This is a genomic window from Buttiauxella sp. S19-1, assembly GCF_022134725.1.
GTDB lineage: Bacteria > Pseudomonadota > Gammaproteobacteria > Enterobacterales > Enterobacteriaceae > Buttiauxella > Buttiauxella ferragutiae.
The window spans coordinates 1-21,302 of the sequence record NZ_JAHWLU010000088.1; the positions used below are offsets into that span (position 1 = coordinate 1).

The following is a 21,302-nucleotide window of genomic DNA, read 5'->3' on the forward strand; positions in this document are numbered from 1 at the left end:
ACCTGGCCTTTTTTCAGCGGCGCGGTCAGTTGTGGATCGTTAAGTTTGAAACTTGCCTTCAGGTTCTTCAGTTGGCCGCGCGGAATGGTAACCGAGCCACCTTCACCCGCACCCAAATTCACTTCGCTTTTATCACCGAACCACACGCGCTGAGTGACAAAAGTAGCATCTGGTTTAATCGGCGTGACGGTTTCAAAGAAGCGGAAGCCCCACGTCAGCAGCTTTTCACTTTCATTGAAACGAATACGGTCAGTTTTGGTGCCCAGCACCACGGAAATCAAACGCATATCGCCAGAAGTTGCGGAGGCCACCAGGTTGTAACCTGCGCCTGTGGTGGTGCCGGTTTTCATGCCGTCGACGTTAAGATTTGAGCTCCACAACAAGCGGTTACGGTTCGGCTGCTTGATGTTGTTAAAGGTGAACTCTTTCTCTTTGTGGATGGCGTACTCTTCTGGCACATCGTGAATTAAGGCTTTGCCCAGCAGCGCCATGTCGCGTGCGGTACTGAACTGCCCTGGCGCATCAAGGCCGTGTACGGTTTTGAAGGTGGTGTTAGTGAGATTCAGCTTTTGCGCATAGTTGTTCATCAGGCTGACGAACGAATCCTGGCTGCCCGCCACATAATCGGCAATCGCGATGCTGGCATCGTTGCCTGACTGAATGATCACGCCTTTATTTAAATCTTCAACCGAGACTTTATCGCCGGGTTTAAGGAACATCAGCGAAGATCCACGCAGCGCCGGGTTACCGGTGGCCCATGCGTCTTTGCCGACGGTGACCATATCGGTCAGTTTGATTTTATCGGCTTTGATAGCCTGGCCAACCACATAGCTGGTCATTAATTTGGTCAGACTCGCCGGATCGAGCTGCAAATCGGCATTACCCTCCGCCAGTACTTTGCCGCTGGCGTAATCCATTAAGATCCAGGCTTTAGCATCAACTTGCGGTGCATCAGCCGTCTGTTCAGCACTCACCGCAGGTGCGGCTAACAGCAGCAGGGTTGACCCTGCCAGTAAAGCTCGTAGCGAAGCAGGAATTTGCAAAGTTTTCATAACACCACCCAGTATCCATTCTAAAAAAGTCACGACACACGCCGTTACTTAATATTTCAAGTTGCCAGTAAGCTAACGTGTGAAACCGCTTAATGAAACATAGCGTTGGTAAAGTTTTTTAAGTTTATTCGATAACTGCGTGAGTTGCCGCCACGTTGATGAGTTTTTTAGCAACCGTTGAACTTGCGTGCTGTTTTCTTCGCCAGCACACGGCATACTGAGATGCAAACTAACAAAGAGGAAACAAAATGATCACAGTTTGGGGCAGAGACAATTCAACGAATGTGAAGAAAGTTTTGTGGTGCCTGGAAGAGTTAGGCGTCGAATACCGCTCGATTCCGGCTGGTGGAAAATTTGGCAAAACCCATGATGCAGAATATCTGGCGATGAACCCAAATGCGCTGGTGCCGTGTATTCACGACGATGCCACCGACCTGACGCTGTGGGAATCCAATACTATCGTGCGTTATCTGGCCGCACAGTATGGCAAAGAATCGCTGTGGATTGCCCAACCTGCCGCTCGAGCACGCGGTGAAAAATGGATGGACTGGGCAGCTACCTCGTTGGCAGGCCCACACCGTGGCGTGTTTTTCAGCCTGGTGCGCACCGCGCCGGAATTGCGCGATCAAAAGCTGATTGAAGACAGTGTCGACGCCTGTAACGCCCTGTTTGCCATGGTGGACGCCGAACTGGCGCAGCAAAAATGGTTGGGTGGCGAGACATTCAGCGTGGCGGATATTGCGCTGGCGCCAAGCGTTTATAACCTGTTCAATCTCGATATCAAGTGGAATGATTTCCCCAACCTGCAACGCTGGTATCAGCAACTGACCCAGCGCCCGGCATTCAAGAAAATCGTTATGATTCCATTGAGCTAAAAACTAGCCAGAGGGGCTGATTTTCAGTAATTGCCCGTCAGATTCGTCGGTCAGGACATACAGATAGCCGTCCGGGCCGACGCGCACATCGCGAATACGTTCACCCCGCTCATCCAGTAAACGCTGTTGATCGGTGACCTTGTCGCCAGAAAGCGTCAGTTCAATCAGGTTTTTCTCTTTTAGCGCACCGATAAACAGTTTCCCTTTCCACTGCGGAAATTTGTCGGCGTCGTAAAACGCCATGCCGCTCACCGCCGGAGAGACTTTCCAGTAATAAATTGGCTGTTCAGTACCGGCTACAATTCCTCCTTTGGCTTCAGGGATCGGCATTCCGCTGTAATTGATGCCCCAGGTTGCCAGCGGCCAGCCGTAATTTTTACCCGGTTTTGCCACGTTGACTTCGTCGCCACCGCGCGGGCCATGCTCGTTGAGCCACAATTCCCCATTGGCCGGATTAAACGCCATACCCTGTGGGTTGCGGTGCCCGTACGACCATATTTCACTGCGCGCGCCTTGTTGACCGGCAAATGGGTTATCCGCTGGCACGTCGCCGTTTTGCGTCAGGCGCACCAGTTTGCCCTGCAACTTATCCAAATCCTGCGCCGTTGGCCGTTGGTTGTTTTCGCCCAATGCGATAAACAGATAGCCCTTACCATCAAACGCCATGCGCCCGCCAAAGTGGTTGCCGGTCGACAGTTTCGGCATCTGACGGAACACCACTTTGAAGTTTTCCAGCCGCTGCATATTGCTGCTCAGCGTGCCGTAACCGACGGCAGTACCCGCCTGGTCATCGCTGTTGGCTTCTGCAAAGCTCAGCCAGACGCGGCGGCTTTTTTCAAAGTCTGGCGCCAAAACCACATCCAGTAATCCCCCTTGTCCATGCGCCCAAACTTTGGGCACGCCAACAATCGGGTCACCTAAACCTTCGCCTGGTCGCCAGCGCCGTAATTGCCCATCACGCAGCGTTATCAGCATTCCTTGATTATTGGGCAGAAAAGCTAACGACCAGGGATGATCGAGCTTACTTTGTAGCACCTCCACTTTGACCTCAGCGGCGAGGGCAACGCCTGCCCAAAGCAGTAAAGATGCGGCAATGAATGAGCGGAATGGCAACCGTGACATAGCTTGCTCCTTTGCGGATCTACCCGATAAGGTTAGCTTTGCAGAATTTCAGGGATGGGAGTTTTACAAAAACTTTACCAGAGGGGAGTCGCCTCCCCTCGAGGTTTCAACTTTCTACGGCCAGTTGGTGACTCATAATATCTTTCAGGCTGGCGGAAAGTTGTCGCAGGCAGTTTTCCAGTTTTTCAGCATCTATGGCGATATATTGCGGGCAGTCGTGACACCCTGTCATCAGGCAAACGGCAGCTGAAGATACCGCGCCAATTCCCTGATTGATGCTCGCCATTTCTGGTGCGGCAAGATGGGAATTGAGGCGTGAAGCCATCTCACGATACTCAGCAGACAAGTCGAACAAATTATCGCGTAAATGCCCAGTTTCAATCACAGACATATAGCCTTTTGCTTTTCTCATCAAGAGGTAAGCAGCGATGTCTATTTTGGCGATAATCATCTTTTTCAAGAGATCGCGTTTGAGTGATTCCCCATTCATACATTTACCCCCCGTGTGATTAGAATCTATAACACACAGTAATAGTATGGATAAATTTTAGGCAAACCAGTTTTATTTCCCCGTATTTCTTGATCCTCAGCAACAAATTTTACAAATAGTAATATCTACGTAGAAACAAGGTGTTACGAAGCAGTTACCCCGCGGCAAGTGGCGGCTTGATGCTTTTCCTCAAACATTTGACGTAACACACTGTGTCCAAGGTTGTTTTGCCAGGTGAAGCTATTTTGTAACACCACCACCGCGAAATGATTCTGGCGATCAATACCGATGTAGCTGGAATAACCACCGATATATCCGACCTGATAAGTGATGGCTTGTTCGCCGTAGGTGTCCGTTACCCAGGCGATATTAGCCGCTTCTTTGTCACGCGGGTAATAGGTTTGCATCGTGTCTTGAATGGCTTTATCCAGTGTGGCATCGCCGGTGCTGGCAAGATGTGCGCTGGCAAAAGTCAGTAAATCGGCGGTGTCGGTATACAAACCGCCTGCACCGAGCATATTGCCGGTGAACTGCCAGTCAGGTACCACTTGCCCACGGGGAATAAACTTCGGCTGGCTTCCGGCATGCCCGATGGCGCGCTGCGGGTAACTTTTCAGTTTTTGCGGGGTAAAGCTACTATTGCGCATCCCTAATGGATCGAAAATCAGCGTTTGCACCAGTTGGTCGGCGCGCTGGCCGGTTTGATAACGCAACACATAATCCAGCACGGCATAGCCGAGGTTGGAATATAGAGGCCCGGTGCTGCCTGGTTTTGAAAAATCAGCCAGATCGGCCACTACTTCGTCGCTATCGAGATGCGCGTAAAAATTCTCACCGTTTCCCAGATAACGAATAAAAGCCGTCAGCATCGGCAAATCCATATTTTGCCGTGGCAAGCCGGAGGTATGGGTCACCAGTTGCAGCAAGGTGATTTGCTTCGCATCGGCACTTAATGGCACCGACGGCGGCATTAAGCTTTCCAGCGTGTCAGACCAATGCAGGCGCCCCTGCGCCACTAATACCGCGGTCGCTTCGGCGGTCATGCCTTTACTGAGGGAACCGACGGCAAATAACGTCTGTTCATTGACGGGATGGTGGTGTTTCGTATCGGTGACACCAAATTGCCAGTAGTGACGTTGGTTATTGGCGTCAATCACCCCAACCACCATCGCCGGCGACTGCTGTTCAACCAGAGCGGGCAGCCACTGGTTAATATCGTGATTTGCAGGCGAACCGCAAGCACGTTGCGCCTTTTGCGGCACTTCCGCCTCAGGAGCAACGTTCGACAGCGTGCCACACCCCGCCAGCATAAAACCGAGCAGCAGCGTACTCAGGCACGTCAGGTGACGGGGTGAATTCATTTATTAATTCGCCGCAACACAAGGTTTGGCATCAAGACCAATCAGCATGGTGCGGTTTTCACCGACTTTCTTCAGGCCGAAGTTACTGCTGTGATAGCGATAAAACGCCTGCCCGTTAGTCATATTTTGATAGGAGTAACGGTTGCCGTTATACCAGGCGTAGTCGCCATCGATAGCCAGTTTTTCGCCGCCGCAAACAAACTTCTGCGCAGTTGCCGGTGGGGTGTTAAGTGGCGTTGGAATAATGTTGCAGGCAGTGGTCGCCAGGACAGCAATTAGCATCCCGGAAAGGGCTAAAATCTTAGGCATTAGGGATTCTCTGGTTGAACGGGACGTTACAATTAAGTTAAGCGGGGAGATAATAGAGCCTGCGTCCTGGCTAAGCAAAAGCTAAGGCATGTCGATTAGTCTGAATTTGATCCTGCGTCACTTTAAAAACAACCAGTAGAGCCATACCGAAAACCCGTGTAGAATCGCCCGGTTTTTATTTTCTGTTTACTTTGTGAGCGTGACCTGTATGCAACAACCCCGTATTGGCTTTGTCTCCCTCGGCTGCCCAAAAAACCTCGTTGATTCTGAACGAATTCTAACTGAGCTGCGCACCGAAGGTTACGATGTAGTGCCTAGCTATGATGATGCCGATATGGTTATCGTTAACACCTGTGGCTTTATCGACAGTGCCGTACAAGAGTCGCTCGAAGCGATCGGCGAAGCGCTGAACGAAAATGGCAAAGTGATTGTGACCGGCTGTTTAGGGGCCAAAGAAGACCAAATCCGCCAGGTGCACCCTAAAGTTCTGGAAATCACCGGCCCGCATAGCTACGAGCAAGTTTTGCAGCACGTTCACCACTATGTGCCGAAACCAAAACATAACCCGTTCCTGAGCCTGGTGCCGGAACAAGGCGTGAAACTGACCCCGCGTCACTACGCGTACCTGAAAATTTCTGAAGGCTGCAACCACCGTTGTACTTTCTGCATCATCCCTTCGATGCGTGGCGATCTCGACAGCCGTCCAATTGGCGATGTGTTGTCCGAAGCTAAACGTCTGGTTGATGCCGGTGTGAAAGAGTTGCTGGTCATCTCACAAGATACCTCTGCTTACGGCGTTGATGTTAAACACCGCACCGGTTTCTACAACGGCGAGCCGGTGAAAACCAGCATGGTTAGCCTGTGCGAGCAGCTTTCCAAACTGGGCGTGTGGACACGTCTGCACTATGTTTATCCGTATCCGCACGTTGATGATGTGATCCCGTTGATGGCCGAAGGCAAGATCCTGCCGTATCTGGATATTCCTTTGCAGCACGCCAGCCCGCGCATTCTGAAGCTGATGAAGCGCCCAGGCAGCGTGGATCGTCAGTTGCAGCGCATTAAGCAATGGCGTGAGATCTGCCCGGATCTGACGCTGCGTTCCACCTTCATTGTCGGCTTCCCTGGCGAAACTGAAGAAGACTTCCAGATGCTGCTCGACTTCCTGAAAGAAGCCCGTCTGGATCGTGTCGGTTGCTTCAAGTTCAGCCCGGTAGAAGGTGCGACCGCTAACGAACTGGCCGATCCGGTGCCGGAAGACGTGAAAGAAGAGCGCTGGAACCGCTTCATGCAGCTGCAACAGCAGATTTCTGCTGAACGTCTGCAAGAAAAAGTGGGCCGTGAGATTCTGGTGATCGTTGATGAAGTTGACGAAGAAGGCGCGATTGGCCGCAGCATGGCAGACGCTCCAGAAATCGACGGTGCGGTTTATCTGAATGGCGAAACCAAATTGAAACCAGGTGATGTCGTGCGCGTGAAAGTGGAAAACGCAGACGAATATGACCTGTGGGGTTCAGTGGTTTAATCCTTCAAAAGAGCCTTTCCTGTTTGGAAAGGCTCTTTACTTTAACGACCTAATTCCTGCTCCATTTGTGCGACCATTTTATTATCAATCCTGAAAAACCACACCGTCGCTGCCAGCAATAAATGCAGCACACCGGGTATCGCAGTGGAAAGCATCGTGATCCCCGCTAAAGACAATGGTGTCTGGTTTTCCATACCGGAACGGTAAGCCACGACGGTCAGTACAACGCTGACGATAACCCCTGCTACTGCCCATGCCAGCTTGACAAAAAATAGGTTAAACGCAAAGTTCATGCCCGATGAACGGCGGCCTGACTTCCATTCGCCATACGTATCGGCAAAGGTCACAAGGGTAAAGTGCATCGGTAAAATAAGACCCAACACGACACAACAAACAAAGACTAAAACCAGCCACACTGTGGTCGCTGTCCCGGGAACAAACCAAACTGCGAAGTGAGCGAGTGCCAGAACCATATTCACCCAGAAATAGAGGGTTTTAATCTCAAAACTGCGCGTCAAATATTGCACCAGAATTGAACCTGTAATTCCTCCCAACGTCGCCATGCCAAAAAATAACGAGGTATAGGTCGCATCACCATGCAGTACATAAGTAATGAAATACATGGCGACCCCACCCTTAGTGTTAAAGATGCTGATGATCAGTAACGACATCACAAAGGTCAGTAAAAGCTGATCGTTACGCCGGATACTTTTCAGGCTTTCACGCAGGTTAAACGTATGATTGTTTCGAGCCACTACTCGCTCTTTCACACCATAAAAGCACAGTAGAAACATCGCGATGGCTAAACATGCCAGAACGCCTACACCATACTGATATCCCCGAACCGCATTCCCCTTGCCAAAGTAATCCACCATAATCGGCAAACCAACCGAGACGGCGAAACCCGCCACGCCACACAACGCAAAACGCCAGGACTGGCATGAAACAAGCTCCAGCGGATTAGTGGTGATTTTGGTGATCAATGCGCAATAAGGCACGTTGTTGAGGGAATAAAGCACCGAGAGCGCAAAGTAGGTCACAACGGCGTAAAGCACCTTCCAGTGATAAGCCAAATCCGGAACGCTAAAAGTCAGAAATGCAATCAGTCCTAATGGAATGGCTGTCCAGAGTATAAACGGCCGGAACTGCCCCATTTTGGTCGAGGAGCGGTCAGCAATAACCCCGATCAGTGGATCAGAAATAGCGTCAATCACACGTAGCACCAGGAATAGTGTTCCCACCACCGCCGGTGTTAACCCAAAAATATCGGTATAAAAGAAGGTTAAAAAGTTCGAGATAAGTCCGGTAATAATCGTGCCACCAGCATCTCCCAAGCCGTAACCTATCTTTTCACTTACTGAAAGTTTTGCCAGCCCAACTGGGTGACTGGCCACACCCAAATCATTAGATATTCCACTCATCATGCTCTCCCTATTTACCCGTGTCAGAATGGGCGAATCAGCCGCAGAACCTCTGCGCCATCACGTACCAGCAAAGGTAACGTTTCGAGTGGTGCGGCAACGCTGATAAACCGGCCGCCCTCATGGCGGTCACCCGAAACCACGTCAACCCACACCGTGTTACCCGGTAACCAGACACGACGTTGCCTCTCCCCTGCGTTAACCACTGGCGCAACAAGAACGTCTTCGCCAAATAGATATTGGTCGGTTATCTGCCAGGCTTGCTCATCCTCGGGATAGTGATAAAACAGCGGGCGCATTAACGGCTCGCCTGTCTCATGGGCTTGCTGCATGAGTTTGCGTAGATACGGCCGCAGCCTTTCTCGTAGCGTTGCGTAACGGCTGAGAATCGCAAAGGTGGATTCACCAAAACTCCATAGCTCGTTGCCGGCTCCGGTGTTGCATTGTGCGATACCGTCGCGGTAAGGGATTTCTGGCTCAGTAATGGGGTCGCGGTGTCCATGCATGCGCAGCACCGGGCTGAATACCGCCCACTGGAACCAGCGTATTAACAACTCATGAAATGCGGGATCGCTGACATCACCGCCATGGAATCCACCAATATCAGTGGTCCACCACGGGATACCCGCCATGCCCATGCTTAACCCAGCGCAGAGTTGGTTACGCATCGACTCAAATGATGAGTGGATATCGCCAGACCAAACCAAGGCACCGTAGCGCTGGCTACCGGCCCATGCGCAGCGCACCAGGCTTACCGGATTACTCTGCCCCGCTTCGCGCAGACCGTCGTAAAAAGCCTCGGTATAATGCAGTGGATAGATATTGCCCGTTTCGAGGGTATTACCTATGTGATAACGATAGTTATCAAAATCATAGACACCATATTCTGGCTCAGCCTCATCAAGCCAGAATAGGTTTACGCCATTGTCAAAATAGTTCCTCTTACAGACATCCCAGACGAACTGGCGAGTCTCAGGATTCGTAGGGTCGATAAAGCGGCTATTACCTAAAAAATCGAAGTTGATGTTTAGCCCTTTGCGGGTATTCACCAGCAAGCCCTGCTCGTTCATCGCAGGATAATTTTCACTTTTCACATCTACCGTCGGCCAGACTGAAACCATCAATTCCGTACCCATATCCTTGAGTTCTGCGGTCATCGCAGCGGGATCGGGCCATTCCCGTGAATCAAATTTCCAGTCGCCCTGCACCGGCCAATGGAAGAAATCGGCGACAATCACCGCCAGAGGAATACCGCGATCACGATACTCACGTGCCACACTCAGCAACTCATGCTGGGTGCGATAACGTAATTTGGATTGCCACAGACCCAGGGCAAATTCGGGCATCAAAGGGGGTTTACCGGTGGCGTTCGCATAGTTTCTGATGATTTGCGCAGGGGTATCACCTGCCGTTATCCAGTAATCAATATGCGATGCGGCCTGAGCATGCCAGCGCGTTTCGTTATTCGCAAAAATAACTTCGCCTACCGCGGGGTTATTCCATAAAAACCCATATCCCAGACTCGAGACCATAAACGGCACACTGGCCTGAGAATTTCGCTGAGCTAATTCAATAGCACAGCCTTTTAAATTAATAAAAGGCTGCTGATACTGTCCCATCCCACACATTTTTTCATTTGGATTAGCTTCAAACCTGACATTTATTTCCATTGCATTTCCAGCTAATGGTTTCATCTCCCGGCCAGATATTTTTAATGCGCTGACTTTATTTTTTGATTGATGGCCCTCATCCCAAAAATGCTCTCCATTGTCTCTTTGCCGCCATAATTCTTCCAGTAAACACTCTTTTTTCTGATTATAAAAAGCAATCCGTCCTTGCTGGTCAACAGATGCGCTGATATTCCCATTAATCAGCGTCAGACTTGTATCATCTCGTTCAAACCTCACAGTAATATCGGGTTGTTCCAGCAAAGCCCAACCCGGAATTTCACTACTATCAGGTTGAATACCTGAAATAATTCTTAAACTATCTTTACCCCAAGGAAAAATGGAAAGGTAATAACCATTCCATGACCAATACAGCGAGTTATCTTTAATTTGTAGGGTGTTCATCATGACCTCATTTTATTTATTGGAAGTTATAATTATTTTTTCGGAAACGTTTCCGATAATGGTTAATATTAAGCAGCAAGTCAATGAAGGAACTAACCCAATAAGTAAAAGGATCTGAGAGTTGTGATCTCGTGTTTATTATTCAAATATCCCCAGGTCAACCGTGATATATTTATGCGGCAGTCATCCCAAATGGTAAAACTTAGCAGAGTAAAATATAGATATGGCGTGATCGTCCATGTGAAGGAAAAGGAATAGATGAATATCAAAGAGTTGGCAAAAATACTGGATCTCTCCATTGCCACCGTTTCAAGAGCACTGAATAGCCACCCTGAAGTCAGTATGGCAACGCAAAAGCGCGTACTTGAGGCGGCAAATTTCTATGGTTATCGGCCCAATGCTGCGGGCAGAAATCTGCGCAAGGGTAAGGTCAACACCGTTGCGCTCCTGCTACCATCGGGTGAACGGGACAACTTCTACACGGCCTCTTTTTTCATGCGCGTTGCTGCGGGTCTGCAAACCCGCCTGCGCCAGCAGGATATCGACACCATCCTGCACCTGGCACTGGACGATGCAGATGAAAAACTGTGGCTACAAAAAATTGTTGAGCAACGCAAAGCCGACGCCGTCATACTGACCAACACTCAAATCAACGATCCTCGTATTGAGTATTTGCATAAAAATAATTTCCCGTTTGCCACGCTTGGACGCAGCTCTACCCTGAATGGCCAATTCAACTGGGTAGATCTGGATTTTGCCACGGTGGCAAAAGAAGCGGTGCAACAGGGAAAAATGGCGGGATATCAAAATATTGCGCTGGTCACGTTGGAAAAATCGAGTGCGCAGGGAGCAATCTTCACGCAGGCCTGGCGCGAAGCCTTACGCCAGCAAAACCTGAAAGTGAATGAAGAATATCTCTTCCAGGGTGAAATCAGTGAGGCGTCCGGTTTCGAGGCGCTGCGTTATTTCCACCAGTTACCCATCCCTCCTGACTACATCATCTTTCTCAGCGACTTACAGATGCTAGGAGCAAGCTTTTATACCCGGCAACAGCGCTGTCACTACCCGTTCTTTGCCGGAGTTTTTAGCAGCGATATCTCATCATTTCTGCCGATAAAACCTACGGGTTTTGACGTCCCTTTCAGGGTGATAGGTGAAGATTTGGCAACCGCTATTCTCAATGCCATGCAGGGCGAACAACCTCCGGTGCATTCCTTACCAGAGTTATGCCTTGTCACCCGACGGGAACACAAAATGGGTTAACCTTTTATCTTGGGATCCAGCGCGTCGCGCAGCCCATCTCCCAATAAATTAAACGCCAACACCGTCAGGAAAATCGCCAGACTCGGGAAAATTGCCACATGTGGGGCAATCACCATATCGGCGCGTGCTTCGTTTAACATCGCGCCCCACTCTGGTGTTGGTGGCTGTGCGCCTAACCCTAAGAACGACAGACTCGCCGCGGAAATGATCGATGTGCCAATACGCATCGTGAAATAGACCACTATCGACGAAACCGTGCCCGGTAAAATATGACGGAAGATAATCGTCGCATCCGAGGCGCCAATACTGCGTGCCGATTCAATAAAGGTTTGGTGTTTTAGCACCAGCGTATTGCCGCGCACCAGGCGGGCAAAAGCAGGAATACTAAAAATCGCCACCGCGATTATCACGTTCGACATGCCGGTACCCATTACTGCCACTACTGCAATCGCCAGTAATATCCCAGGGAAGGCGAACAACACGTCACAAATACGCATAATGACGCGATCCCACCAGCCTTCGTAATATCCCGCCAGCAGGCCGCAAACGGTGCCAATTACCGCGCCGATCAACACCGAGAACACCCCTGCCGCCAGCGAGATTTGCGCTCCCACCAGCACGCGGCTGAAAATATCGCGCCCTAACGAATCTACGCCAAACCAGTGCACTATCGACGGCCCTTCGTTGAGCCGGTCGTAATCAAAATAGTTTTCCGCATCGAACGGAGAAATCCACGGTGCGATAAGCGCAATAGCAACCAAAAACAACACGAAAGCCCCGGCAAACATCGCCACCGGCTGCTTGCGCAAACGGCGCAGAAATTCGTGCCACGGGGTGCGCACTTGATTGGGCCGAACTATCGGCATCGCGTTCAGTACCGCCTGGCGTCGCCAGTTAAAGAGTCGCATCCTTACTTGTACCTGATAGCTGGGTTAATGGCGGCATACAGCAAATCCACCACTAAGTTGATGACAATAAATTCCAGCGAGAACAGCAACACTTCCGCCTGAATCACCGGGTAGTCGCGCATCTCGACCGAATCCACCAGCAAGCGCCCAAGCCCCGGCCAGTTAAACACTTTTTCGACCACAATTGAGCCACCGAGCAGGAAGCCAAACTGTAGCCCCATCATGGTAATCACGGGGATCATCGCGTTGCGTAGCCCATGTTTGAGAACTATCAGTGTTTCGCTGACCCCTTTAGCACGCGCGGTGCGCATGTAATCTTCTTGCAGCACATCGACGAAGGAAGCACGGGTGAAACGAGCCATCACTGCCGCCACTGCCGCGCCAAGCGTGACAGACGGCAGAATGTAGTGCTGCCAGCTATCGGCCCCTACCGTCGGCAACCAGCCCAGTTCTACGGAGAAAACCTGCATCAGCAGCATGCCGAGTGCGAAGGCCGGGAAAGAGATACCGGAAACCGCAATCGTCATACTCAGTCTGTCCGGCCAGCGATTACGCCAGACGGCAGAAATAATGCCAGTGAACAGTCCGAAAATGACCGCCCACCCCATGCTGGTGAGCGTGAGCCAGAATGTTGGCATAAAGCGGCTGGCGATCTCTTCGGAAACCGGACGGCGCGACACCATAGAGATGCCAAAATCGCCCTGCAAAATGTTGCCGATGTAGTGTAAGAATTGCTGCCAGAGCGGTAAATCCAGGCCTAACTGTTTGCGCACCATATCGATAACGGTGGCGTCTGCATCAGGCCCGGCGATTAACCGCGCCGGGTCACCTGGCAGCATATGGACGAACAGAAACACCAGCACCGCGACAATCAGCAATGTGGGGATCAGGCCCAGTAGGCGTTTGAGGAAATAGTTAAACATTGTCCCCCCTCACCCTAACCCTCTCCCCCAGGAGAGGGGATTGGATCGCGTGTCGTTCCCCCTCTCCCTCAGGGAGAGGGTCGGGCTGAGGGTGAAAACACGCCACCAAAATCATCACTCTTTCAAATCCGCATCATCAAAACTAAACCCGGCATCCGGCATCACATAAAAACCGTTGAGGGTTTTGCTGTGTGCTGAAACCAGTTTTTCAACCACCAGTGGCACCCACGGATTTTCCTTCCAGATAGTGTCCTGCGCGTCTTTATACAGTTTCGCTTTTTCATCGCGGTTGGTGGTTTTCAGCGCGTCCGTCAGGTCTTTATCCACTTGCGGATTGCTGTAGAACGCAGTGTTAAACAGCGTTGGTGGCCAGTTAGATGAGGCAAACAACGGCGACAATGCCCAGTCAGCTTCGCCAGTCGAGGCCGACCAACCGGTGTAGAACATTCTCACGCCGCTCTCTTTTTGCCCTTTGCCTTCCACTTCAGCAGCTCGTTGCCCGGCATCCATCGCGGTAACCTTCACTTTGATGCCCACTTGCGCCAGTTGCTGCTGAGTGAACTGCAACACTTTCTGCGCGGTACTGTGGTTATGAGACGACCACAAAGTGGTTTCGAAACCGTTCGGATAGCCTGCTTCTTTCAGCAATGCACGCGCTTTGGCCGGGTCATACGGCCACGGTTTGTAAATTTGTGCGAAATCGATAGATGGCGGTACCACGCCTTCCGCTGGTGTCGCATACCCGGCAAATGCCACTTTCACCAGCGCCTGGCGGTTAATCGCATAGTTAATGGCTTCACGCACCTTCGGGTTATCAAACGGCTTTTGCGTCACGTTCATGCTGAGGTAACGCTGCATGATGGAAGGCGAAGCCACCAGTTCCAGCTTGTCGTTTTTCGCAAGCACCCCTGCCTGTTCGTAAGGAATTGGGAAGGCAAATTGCGCCTCGCCAGTTTGCAGCATGGCCGCGCGGGTATTGTTATCCACCACCGGGCGCCAGGTGATGGTGTCGAGTTTAGGTAAACCCTGTTTCCAGTAACCGTCGAACTTCTTGACCTTCACAAAATCGGTCTGGTTCCAGGTGTCCAGTTGATATGGGCCAGTGCCGACCGGATGGAAACCAATCTCTTTGCCATATTTTTTCAGTGCCGTCGGGGAAATCATCGCCGTTGCCGGATGGGCCAGAATATTGATAAACGCCGAGAATGGCTGTTTGAGGGTGATTTTTACCGTACTGGCGTCAACCGCTTCGGTCTTAGCAATCGCTTTATACAGGTTGTAGCGCTTGAGGTGGTTTTCCGGATTGCTGGCGCGATCAAGGTTGGCCTTCACCGCTTCGGCGTTGAAATCGGTGCCATCCTGGAATTTAACCCCCGAGTGCAGTTTGATGGTGTAAACCAGCCCGTCGTCAGAAACGGTATAGCTTTCCGCCAGCACGTTTTGCAGTTTCATCTCTTTATCCAGACCAAACAGCCCCTGATAAAACGACTTTGCCACCGCCTGCGACAGCGTATCGTTGGCATCATACGGGTCAAGCGTGGTGAAATTGGATGCCACAGCAACAACGACATCTTTTGCAGCGAATGCCGGAGCGGCAATCACGCTGGTTGCCAGACCTGCGGCCACTAGCCACTTGGTACTTTTTAATGCGGTCATGAAGTTCTCCTGATTATCCCTGCCAAAAATATCACTGTGACCGGGCAACAAAGTGCCCTGGTCCAACATTCACAAGCGTTGCAACATGCGGTTCAAACCCCAGTTTGTGCGTGCTACTGGGGATGTCATCGGAAAGCAAAACAGGTTTAGGCCGACGGTGCGCGGGGTCGGCAACCGGTACAGCAGCCATGAGTTTGCGGGTATACGGGTGCTGCGGGTTTTCAAACACCGCGCGACGCGGGCCGATTTCGACAATTTGCCCGAGATACATCACCGCCACGCGATGACAAATGCGCTCAACTACCGCCATGTCATGGGAAATAAACAAAAAGGCGATGCCAAACTCACGCTGTAAATCGAGTAGCAAGTTGATGATTTGCGCACGAATAGAGACATCCAGTGCCGAGACAGACTCATCGGCAATCACCACTTTCGGATTGAGTGCCAGTGCGCGCGCAATGCAAATGCGCTGACGTTGACCGCCGGAAAACTCATGGGGATAACGCCACGCATGTTCGGGCTGCAATCCCACGCGTTCGAGTAACCACGCCACGCGTTGTTGCGCCTGCGCTGTGGACATCACGTTATGAACCAGCAACGGTTCCATAATCGAATAACCCACCGTCAGACGCGGGTCGAGCGAGGCATACGGATCCTGGAAAATAAACTGGATGTCTTTGCGCACATGCTGCATGTCGGCATTGGAGAGCGTGTCGATACGTTGGCCGTTGAAATGAATGCTGCCACCCTGAGTTTCTACCAGCCGCAACAGCGCCCGTCCGGTGGTGGATTTGCCACTGCCTGACTCTCCCACCAGCCCCAGCGTTTCGCCAGGCCATAAGTCAAAACTCACTTTTTCTACTGCGTATACGCGACTGGTGACGCGGTTGAAAATGCCACTGCGAATATCAAAACGCGTCACCAGGTCGCGCACTTGCAGCACCGGCACCGCACCAGACGGAATAGTGTCTTGTTCGGTTTCAGGTTCTGTACGGTCAGGATGTTCTGGATTCACCAGCGGGAATTTGCGCGGTAAATCACGGCCATTCATCGCGCCAAGACGCGGCACCGCAGCCAATAGCGTTTTGGTGTAAGGATGAACAGGCGCGTTAAAGATCTGTTCCACGCTGCCTGTTTCGACGGCCACGCCTCGATACATTACCAGCACGCGGTCGGCCATATCGGCCACCACGCCCATATCGTGGGTGATAAATATCACGCCCATATGCATTTCATCTTGCAGCACGCGGATAAGCTGGAGGATTTGCGCCTGAATCGTCACATCGAGTGCGGTGGTCGGTTCATCGGCAATCAACACCGCCGGACGGCACGACAGCGCCATCGCTATCATCACGCGTTGGCGCATGCCACCAGAAAGCTGATGCGGATAACGCCCCAAAATAGCTTTTGCTTCCGGAATGCGTACCCGTTCGAGCATACGCCGTGCTTCTTCCAGCGCCGCCTGTTTATCCAGCCCCTGATGCAGGCGGATAGATTCGGCAATTTGTTCACCCACCGGAAATACCGGGTTGAGCGACGTCATCGGCTCCTGGAATATCATGGCGATATCCGCGCCGCGCACATGGCGCATTTGCGATGAACTCAGCGTCGCCGGTTCAATCACCTCACCGTTGCGGCGACGCAGCAAAATTTTTTCGCTTTCAACAATGCTCGCGGTCTTTTCCAGCAGGCGCATTAAGGCTAGCGCTGTGACTGATTTCCCAGAACCGGACTCCCCGACAATCGCCAGTGTTTCGCCGCGCTTTAGTACAAACGACAAATCGGACACCGCCTGGGTGTCGGCATTTTCCTGGCGAAAACGAACGTTCAGTCGGCTAACAGACAGCACTTCGTCGTCGGGCAGTTCGTGACTATGGGGCATCAATGCTCCTGGCTGTGATAAATTCCAACGTTTGGGGCGTCCCCGACATAACCGTAGCCGCGGTACATCCCTTCACTATTAAATGGCAACGCCACATTGCCTTCGTTATCGATAGCAATCACCCCGCCACTGCCTTGCAGCGCCGGAAGTTTTTCCATCACTACGCGTTCTGTCGCTTGTTGCAGACTCAGCCCGCCATATTCCATCAACGCTGCAATATCGTAGGCCGCAAGCGTTTTCATAAATACTTCGCCCGTTCCGGTACAAGAGACGGCCACATTGGCGTTATTGGCATAGCAACCCGCACCGATAATCGGTGAATCGCCTACGCGGCCTGGCATTTTGTTGGTCATCCCGCCCGTAGAGGTTGCGGCGGCCAAATTGCCATATTGATCGAGTGCCACGGCTCCGACCGTGCCAAATTTGGTATCTGAATTGATCGGCTCGTCACCATCGTGATCAAGCACGGTTTGCTGGCTGGTTCGGGCACGTTGTAGTTGATCCCAGCGTTCCTGAGTGAAAAAGATGTCCGGCGAAACAGGCTCAAGGCCTTGTTGCTGTGCAAAGTTTTCTGCACCGCGCCCAATCAACAGCACATGTGGGCTGTGTTCCAGCACCTGGCGCGCTGCCAGAACGGGGTTGCGAATATGGCTGACACCCGCCACGGCACCCGCTTCGAGGGTGTTGCCATCCATGATGCAGGCGTCCAGTTCATGGGTGCCGTCGTGGGTAAAGACGGCGCCGATACCGGCGTTAAACAACGGGCATTCTTCGAGCAAGCGCACCGCTTCGGTGACGGCGTCTAACGCGCTGCCACCCGCACCCAGCACGGACTGGCCCACCTCAACGATTTCCGATAAAGCTTTAATATATAGCAGCTCTTTTTCAGGGCTGAGTTGTGCACGAGTAATGGCTCCCGCGCCACCGTGAATCGCGATTACTGCTTTGCTCATTTCGACATTGCCTTGTCAGAGTTCGTTATATTGTCGGAGTCCGTTGTGTGGTCAGATGACGCTGCGCTTATCCGACCAGGGAAAGCTATAAATATCAGATAAATTGAATCGCTATGAGACGATTTTTGAATATAGAAAGATGTAAATGTGATGTAAAGGAAAATGCCGAATTCGATTACTCCCAATGGAACATTCAGCACCAGGCATTTCTCTGACATAATGTTCGCCATATTTTTCCCGCGTTGCAGGAGCTTTCATGGAATTTACCGCCGGTCTTATCCCCCTCGAAACCGCAATGGAACAGATGTTGTCGCGTATTGTTCCTGTCACCGAATCTGAGTCCATCCCTTTGCTGAAGGCTGCCGGGCGCATTACCTCGCACCCTGTCACTTCACCAATTGATGTCCCGGGGTTTGATAACTCTGCAATGGATGGCTACGCGGTACGCCTGAAAGATTTGGCGTTAGGTACGGCATTGCCGGTGGCGGGAAAAGCTTTCGCTGGTCAACCTTTTAGCGGTGAATGGCCGGAGGCAACCTGCATTCGCATTATGACCGGTGCACCGGTGCCAGCAGGTACCGACGCGGTGGTGATGCAGGAAGAAACCACCGTCACCGAAAGCGGTGTGCGTTTTAACGAAGCCGTGAAAAACGGGCAAAACGTTCGCCTGCGTGGCGAAGATATTCGCCAGGGCGCGAGCGTGCTACCTGCGGGTAAAAAACTGACTGCCGCGGAATTACCTCTAATTGCCTCACTGGGTATCGCCGAAGTCGCGGTGCTACGCGCGATTCGCGTCGCCGTGTTCTCAACCGGTGATGAACTGCAACTGCCAGGCACTCCGCTTGGCGAAGGGCAAATTTACGACACCAACCGCCTGGCGGTGCATATCATGCTTGAGCAATTAGGTTGCGAGGTCATTGATTTAGGGATTATCCGTGATGATCCTGAAACTCTGCGAGCGGCATTTATTGAAGCTGACAGCCAGGCCGATGTGGTGATCAGCAGCGGCGGCGTTTCGGTCGGTGAAGCGGATTACACCAAACAGTTGCTTGAAGAACTCGGTGAAGTTGGTTTCTGGAAACTGGCAATTAAACCAGGTAAACCGTTTGCCTTTGGTCGCCTGAAAAACAGCTGGTTCTGCGGCCTGCCGGGTAATCCAGTTTCTGCGGCACTAACCTTCTACCAATTGGTTCAGCCGCTGTTAGCCAAATTAAGCGGCCAGCAAGGTAATGCCCTGCCACCACGCCAGCGTGTGCGTACCGTCGGCCGCCTGAAAAAATCCCCCGGCCGCCTCGATTTCCAGCGTGGCATTATGCGTACCGGTGAAGATGGGCAATTAGAAGTATTGAGCACTGGCCATCAGGGTTCACATATTTTCAGCTCATTTAGCCAGGCCAACTGTTTTATCGTACTGGAGCTTGAACGTAGTAACGTTGAGGCGGGCGACTGGGTTGACGTTGAGCCATTTAATCATCTGTTTGGGGGCTAACCATGAGCGCTGAACTGAGCGATCAAGAAATGATGCGCTACAACCGGCAAATTATTTTGCGTGGTTTTGATTTTGACGGCCAGGAAGCGTTGAAAGCCGCGCGTGTTTTGATTGTTGGGCTCGGCGGTCTCGGTTGCGCCAGCGCGCCGTATCTGGCGGCGGCAGGTGTCGGCCACCTGACATTGTTAGATTTTGATACTGTGGCGCTGTCTAATTTGCAGCGCCAGACCCTGCACCGCGATGCCACAATTGGGCAGTTAAAAGTCGACTCTGCGCGCAATGCGCTGGCCGCAATCAACCCGCATATTCAGATTGATACGGTTAATGCGCTGCTTGATGAAACGCAACTGCTGGAGTTAGTAGCGAAGCACGATCTGGTACTGGATTGCACTGATAACGTGGCGATTCGCAATCAGCTCAATCAGTGTTGTTTTACGCTGAAAAAACCGCTGGTTTCCGCTGCGGCCATTCGTATGGAAGGGCAAATCAGCGTATTCACTTATCAGGATGGCGAACCGTGTTACCGCTGCCTGAGCCGCCTGTTTGGCGACAACGCGCTCACCTGTGTTGAAGCGGGTGTGATGGCACCGTTAGTCGGCGTTATTGGTTCTTTACAAGCGATGGAAGCCATCAAACTGCTGGCGCATTACGGCACGCCGGCCAGCGGGAAAATCGTGATGTACGACGCGATGACCTGCCAGTTCCGCGAGATGAAACTGCCGCGCAATCCGCAATGTGAGGTGTGCGGCACTCACTCGTCATAAAGCCCCACGCTGCTGACCGCCGTATGGTTTTTATTCGGGCGAATACGGCGCACCGATTCACGCACCACCAGCATGCCGTTAAGCAGTAAATTCCCCACTGGCGCATCCGGGCGTATTAAACGTTGCTGGAGAATATGCACCGCTTCCTCACCCAACTGGTCACGCGGGACATGCACCGAAGTTAACGGTACATCGTGGATAGCTGCCAGGTTAAAACCATCGATGCTCATCACTGAAATATCATGCGGTACGCGCAAACCCGCGTTTTGCAGCGCACTGACCACTCCTGCCGCCATAAAATCACCACCCACCAAAAAAGCCGTGGGTAACTGCTGGCGCGGCGTGTTTTCCAGAAATTCGCTGATTAACTTTTCACTCTCTTTGGAGCTGAAACTTTGCGCGGTAATCAGGTGGCGTGCGTCATCAAATTGCAGGTTGCTGGCCTCCCAGGCATCGCGAATACCGGCAAGACGCAACTCAATGGTATAGCGCCGTAAGCACAGCAAAGTGACGATCTCTTTATGGCCCTGTTCAAACAGATAACTCGCGGCAAAGTCGCCAATTAACTGGTGATCCGGTGCCACTCCCGGCAAACGCATTTTGCGGTCACGGCAGTTGATCAACACGCAAGGCTTACCGAGATCGACTGCCAGATCGTGAATGTGCGGATCGTCAATGCCCAGTAAGATCGCCGCTTCCGTTTCTGGCTCATTCATTTTGCTCAGGAACATGTTGGCGTCGCTGTCGTTTTCTTCCAGCGCGCAGTAACGCAGCCGTACTTCATGGGGTATCAGCGCCTTGCTCAGCCCCTGGGTGACGCGATAATAAAAAACGTCAGATCGCTCATCAAATGCACGCTGCGGCGCAAAAACGACCAGGCTGTTAAGTAACATACGCCCCGCCGCCATGCCCTCAAGCACGCCTTTTCGCTCGGCGCAGTTGAGCACCTGTTGCCGGGCCAGTTCGCTGGTATTCGATTTCCCGGCCAGCACGCGGGAAACCGTACTGATGGAGAGCCCTGTTTCTGCTGCAATTTCAGTGATTTTTAGCTTTTTACTCATTATGTGATCTATGCCCATTTTGGCAATGAAAAAATTTTCACGACAAATTGTAGGGCTTTATTACTGGTTTTTTCGTTATCGAACGCACGTAATTGGCTTTCAAATGAAAATTTTTGCACCGAAGTCGCTATTGCGAATGTTCTTGCTGCTCTACGCTTTCTCCATTGCCGAGATTGAAC

General features: G+C 51.8%; 18 protein-coding genes. 5 read left to right on the forward strand and 13 right to left on the reverse strand.

Annotation, left to right across the window (positions count from 1 at the left end):
• The coding region (locus MES37_RS17445; protein ID WP_237932163.1) for a serine hydrolase at nucleotides 1-1,052 on the reverse strand (1,052 nt) is incomplete at its 3' end.
• 248 nt (nucleotides 1,053-1,300) lie between these two features.
• Between MES37_RS17445 and MES37_RS17450 the strand changes: the two genes are divergently transcribed.
• On the forward strand, nucleotides 1,301-1,927 hold the full coding sequence (locus tag MES37_RS17450) for a glutathione S-transferase family protein (protein ID WP_064545071.1): 627 nt from the start codon (nucleotides 1,301-1,303) through the stop codon (nucleotides 1,925-1,927).
• 3 nt (nucleotides 1,928-1,930) lie between these two features.
• Here MES37_RS17450 and MES37_RS17455 read toward each other — a convergent pair whose 3' ends face one another.
• From MES37_RS17455 to MES37_RS17470, 4 genes are all read right to left on the reverse strand, one after another.
• On the reverse strand, nucleotides 1,931-3,049 hold the full coding sequence (locus MES37_RS17455) for a PQQ-dependent sugar dehydrogenase (RefSeq protein ID WP_064545069.1): 1,119 nt from the start codon (nucleotides 3,047-3,049) through the stop codon (nucleotides 1,931-1,933).
• A gap of 106 nt (nucleotides 3,050-3,155) precedes the next feature.
• Nucleotides 3,156-3,539 (reverse strand): biofilm formation regulator BssR, encoded by a 384-nt coding sequence (locus MES37_RS17460; RefSeq protein ID WP_064545067.1) that lies wholly within the window; start codon nucleotides 3,537-3,539, stop codon nucleotides 3,156-3,158.
• Nucleotides 3,540-3,682: 143 nt separating this feature from the next.
• Nucleotides 3,683-4,900, reverse strand: a complete 1,218-nt coding sequence (locus tag MES37_RS17465; RefSeq protein ID WP_232886669.1) for a serine hydrolase domain-containing protein — start codon at nucleotides 4,898-4,900, stop codon at nucleotides 3,683-3,685.
• 3 nt (nucleotides 4,901-4,903) lie between these two features.
• Complete coding sequence (locus tag MES37_RS17470; RefSeq protein ID WP_064545063.1) at nucleotides 4,904-5,209, reverse strand: hypothetical protein; 306 nt, start codon at nucleotides 5,207-5,209, stop codon at nucleotides 4,904-4,906.
• Nucleotides 5,210-5,417: 208 nt separating this feature from the next.
• On the opposite strand from MES37_RS17470, the gene rimO reads away from it, so the two are divergent.
• Nucleotides 5,418-6,731 (forward strand): 30S ribosomal protein S12 methylthiotransferase RimO, encoded by a 1,314-nt coding sequence (gene rimO / locus MES37_RS17475; protein WP_064545060.1) that lies wholly within the window; start codon nucleotides 5,418-5,420, stop codon nucleotides 6,729-6,731.
• Between the two features lie 41 nt (nucleotides 6,732-6,772).
• Here the strand turns inward: rimO and MES37_RS17480 are convergent, their stop codons facing one another.
• On the reverse strand, nucleotides 6,773-8,152 hold the full coding sequence (locus MES37_RS17480) for an MFS transporter (protein ID WP_121815229.1): 1,380 nt from the start codon (nucleotides 8,150-8,152) through the stop codon (nucleotides 6,773-6,775).
• Nucleotides 8,153-8,175: 23 nt separating this feature from the next.
• Nucleotides 8,176-10,224, reverse strand: a complete 2,049-nt coding sequence (locus MES37_RS17485; RefSeq protein ID WP_064545056.1) for a glycoside hydrolase family 31 protein — start codon at nucleotides 10,222-10,224, stop codon at nucleotides 8,176-8,178.
• A 258-nt stretch (nucleotides 10,225-10,482) separates the two neighbouring features.
• Between MES37_RS17485 and MES37_RS17490 the strand changes: the two genes are divergently transcribed.
• Nucleotides 10,483-11,487 (forward strand): LacI family DNA-binding transcriptional regulator, encoded by a 1,005-nt coding sequence (locus MES37_RS17490; protein ID WP_064545054.1) that lies wholly within the window; start codon nucleotides 10,483-10,485, stop codon nucleotides 11,485-11,487.
• Here MES37_RS17490 and gsiD read toward each other — a convergent pair.
• From gsiD to iaaA, 5 genes are all read right to left on the reverse strand, one after another.
• Nucleotides 11,484-12,395, reverse strand: a complete 912-nt coding sequence (gene gsiD / locus MES37_RS17495; RefSeq protein ID WP_064545052.1) for a glutathione ABC transporter permease GsiD — start codon at nucleotides 12,393-12,395, stop codon at nucleotides 11,484-11,486. The genes MES37_RS17490 and gsiD overlap by 4 nt on opposite strands.
• Before the next feature lie 2 nt (nucleotides 12,396-12,397).
• Entirely contained in the window at nucleotides 12,398-13,318 is a 921-nt protein-coding gene (gene gsiC / locus MES37_RS17500; RefSeq protein ID WP_064545050.1) for a glutathione ABC transporter permease GsiC, read from the reverse strand.
• A gap of 114 nt (nucleotides 13,319-13,432) precedes the next feature.
• The gene (gene gsiB, locus MES37_RS17505; RefSeq protein WP_237932165.1) at nucleotides 13,433-14,974 is read right to left on the reverse strand and encodes a glutathione ABC transporter substrate-binding protein GsiB; all 1,542 of its coding nucleotides are present in this window, start codon (nucleotides 14,972-14,974) and stop codon (nucleotides 13,433-13,435) included.
• A 31-nt stretch (nucleotides 14,975-15,005) separates the two neighbouring features.
• Nucleotides 15,006-16,856, reverse strand: coding sequence for a glutathione ABC transporter ATP-binding protein GsiA (gsiA, locus tag MES37_RS17510; RefSeq protein ID WP_121815227.1), 1,851 nt, complete (start codon nucleotides 16,854-16,856; stop codon nucleotides 15,006-15,008).
• Nucleotides 16,856-17,809 carry a beta-aspartyl-peptidase gene (gene iaaA / locus MES37_RS17515; protein ID WP_133521922.1) on the reverse strand — a complete coding sequence of 318 codons (954 nt, stop codon included), beginning with the start codon at nucleotides 17,807-17,809 and terminating at the stop codon, nucleotides 16,856-16,858. Before iaaA ends, gsiA begins: the two co-directional genes overlap by 1 nt.
• A gap of 256 nt (nucleotides 17,810-18,065) precedes the next feature.
• Here iaaA and moeA point away from each other — a divergent pair, with 256 nt between their 5' ends.
• Together moeA and moeB are read left to right on the forward strand one after the other, a co-directional pair.
• Nucleotides 18,066-19,298 carry a molybdopterin molybdotransferase MoeA gene (gene moeA / locus MES37_RS17520; protein WP_064545039.1) on the forward strand — a complete coding sequence of 411 codons (1,233 nt, stop codon included), beginning with the start codon at nucleotides 18,066-18,068 and terminating at the stop codon, nucleotides 19,296-19,298.
• Nucleotides 19,299-19,300: 2 nt separating this feature from the next.
• Nucleotides 19,301-20,062 (forward strand): molybdopterin-synthase adenylyltransferase MoeB, encoded by a 762-nt coding sequence (gene moeB, locus MES37_RS17525; protein WP_237932168.1) that lies wholly within the window; start codon nucleotides 19,301-19,303, stop codon nucleotides 20,060-20,062.
• Here moeB and MES37_RS17530 read toward each other — a convergent pair.
• Nucleotides 20,050-21,123, reverse strand: coding sequence for a LacI family DNA-binding transcriptional regulator (locus tag MES37_RS17530; protein ID WP_237932170.1), 1,074 nt, complete (start codon nucleotides 21,121-21,123; stop codon nucleotides 20,050-20,052). The two genes, moeB and MES37_RS17530, sit on opposite strands and share 13 nt — an antisense overlap.
• Between the last annotated feature and the right edge of the window lie 179 nt (nucleotides 21,124-21,302).

Coding starts and splice junctions, on each gene's coding strand:
- MES37_RS17490 (WP_064545054.1), top strand. CDS start 10,483: ATGAATATCAAAGAGTTGGCAAAAATACTGGATCTCTCCATTGCCACC.
- MES37_RS17485 (WP_064545056.1), bottom strand. CDS start 10,224: ATGAACACCCTACAAATTAAAGATAACTCGCTGTATTGGTCATGGAAT.
- MES37_RS17465 (WP_232886669.1), bottom strand. CDS start 4,900: ATGAATTCACCCCGTCACCTGACGTGCCTGAGTACGCTGCTGCTCGGT.
- MES37_RS17450 (WP_064545071.1), top strand. CDS start 1,301: ATGATCACAGTTTGGGGCAGAGACAATTCAACGAATGTGAAGAAAGTT.
- rimO (WP_064545060.1), top strand. CDS start 5,418: ATGCAACAACCCCGTATTGGCTTTGTCTCCCTCGGCTGCCCAAAAAAC.
- gsiC (WP_064545050.1), bottom strand. CDS start 13,318: ATGTTTAACTATTTCCTCAAACGCCTACTGGGCCTGATCCCCACATTG.
- moeB (WP_237932168.1), top strand. CDS start 19,301: ATGAGCGCTGAACTGAGCGATCAAGAAATGATGCGCTACAACCGGCAA.
- iaaA (WP_133521922.1), bottom strand. CDS start 17,809: ATGAGCAAAGCAGTAATCGCGATTCACGGTGGCGCGGGAGCCATTACT.
- MES37_RS17530 (WP_237932170.1), bottom strand. CDS start 21,123: ATGAGTAAAAAGCTAAAAATCACTGAAATTGCAGCAGAAACAGGGCTC.
- gsiA (WP_121815227.1), bottom strand. CDS start 16,856: ATGCCCCATAGTCACGAACTGCCCGACGACGAAGTGCTGTCTGTTAGC.
- moeA (WP_064545039.1), top strand. CDS start 18,066: ATGGAATTTACCGCCGGTCTTATCCCCCTCGAAACCGCAATGGAACAG.
- MES37_RS17480 (WP_121815229.1), bottom strand. CDS start 8,152: ATGAGTGGAATATCTAATGATTTGGGTGTGGCCAGTCACCCAGTTGGG.
- MES37_RS17455 (WP_064545069.1), bottom strand. CDS start 3,049: ATGTCACGGTTGCCATTCCGCTCATTCATTGCCGCATCTTTACTGCTT.
- MES37_RS17470 (WP_064545063.1), bottom strand. CDS start 5,209: ATGCCTAAGATTTTAGCCCTTTCCGGGATGCTAATTGCTGTCCTGGCG.
- gsiD (WP_064545052.1), bottom strand. CDS start 12,395: ATGCGACTCTTTAACTGGCGACGCCAGGCGGTACTGAACGCGATGCCG.
- MES37_RS17460 (WP_064545067.1), bottom strand. CDS start 3,539: ATGAATGGGGAATCACTCAAACGCGATCTCTTGAAAAAGATGATTATC.
- gsiB (WP_237932165.1), bottom strand. CDS start 14,974: ATGACCGCATTAAAAAGTACCAAGTGGCTAGTGGCCGCAGGTCTGGCA.